Annotated in this window: 1 protein-coding gene; it reads left to right on the forward strand. The window is 32.6% G+C overall.

The window, feature by feature from the left end:
- Positions 1-154 precede the first annotated feature (154 nt).
- Positions 155-970 carry a hypothetical protein gene (locus JWG41_RS00820; protein ID WP_205268083.1) on the forward strand — a complete coding sequence of 272 codons (816 nt, stop codon included), beginning with the start codon at positions 155-157 and terminating at the stop codon, positions 968-970.
- The last annotated feature ends 93 nt before the right edge of the window (positions 971-1,063 follow it).

Consider the following 1,063-nt stretch of genomic DNA (forward strand, 5'->3'; position numbering starts at 1 on the left):
GGCCTCGCTTGGGCTGCGCCACATTTCCCTTCTGTCACTCGTTTGCATCCGCAAACTCCGTGCCAGTCCCTAACGTCACGTTGGGACTCAGGGTCGGGAAACGTCGTCTCCACTAGTTCGTTATACGCCATTGGATAAATTTTAACCAAACATCATGAAACAAACAGAAAATAGAAATACTTATTTTGCATTATTCCCATCAATTCTGGGAATCTATTATTTAATAATTAATCTTATCGAATTAAACATTGGAAAAATTAATATCGAGGACATACAATTTCTCACCATTATAGTTCTCTTTATTCTTTCGTTTGGAATATATATGAATATAATCTATTCATCAATTTCATTTGCTGCTTTCGTCATATTTACTTTTGCAACCGAATATCTTAATTCAGGAATAAATTTTGTTCTAATAGGAAAATTAGTTCTAGCGTTGGCTATTCTCTTCAACGGAATTGAAAAACATCTTCAATTCTTAAAACTGAACCATCTAAAATTAATTAATAATTCTCGTGACAAATTATTCCTTGGAATTTCCAGTCTCTACATATTATATCTAATTATAAACCTAATCTTTCACTATTTCTTCACAATTACCTACATTCACAATAAAGATGATTTTGACAAGGCAGACTATAAGTTTATAAATAGCTTAAATATCCTAGAACCAAACGAAAAGATGCAATACCTCTTTCACTTTAACAATTTAGGAAAAAAAAATGGATTCGTATTAGTTTCAAATAATAAAATTGTAACCCAAGATAAACTTTCAGATATAAATAAAATATATTTCTCAGATATTCACAATATTGAAAAAGAAATAATTTCTGAAGATATCTCACGATTAAATATATTCCTAAAATCAGGAGAATCAATAAACATCACTATCCCTAGAAAAAGAAATAGAGATGAAGAACTATTTTTTTATATCAACAACGAAATAAAAATACTATCCAACGGCGTATAACAGCATGGAAACGCTGCGCTTCGGCACAAGGCCTCGCTTGGGCTGCGCCACATTTCCCTTCTGTCACTCGTTTGCATCCGCAAACTCCGTGCC

It is taken from the genome of Leptospira chreensis (assembly GCF_016919165.1).
GTDB classification, from domain to species: domain Bacteria; phylum Spirochaetota; class Leptospiria; order Leptospirales; family Leptospiraceae; genus Leptospira_A; species Leptospira_A chreensis.

What these genes read in the sequence shown, in the direction of transcription:
- JWG41_RS00820 (WP_205268083.1), top strand. Translation starts at nt 155, where the DNA reads ATGAAACAAACAGAAAATAGAAATACTTATTTTGCATTATTCCCATCA.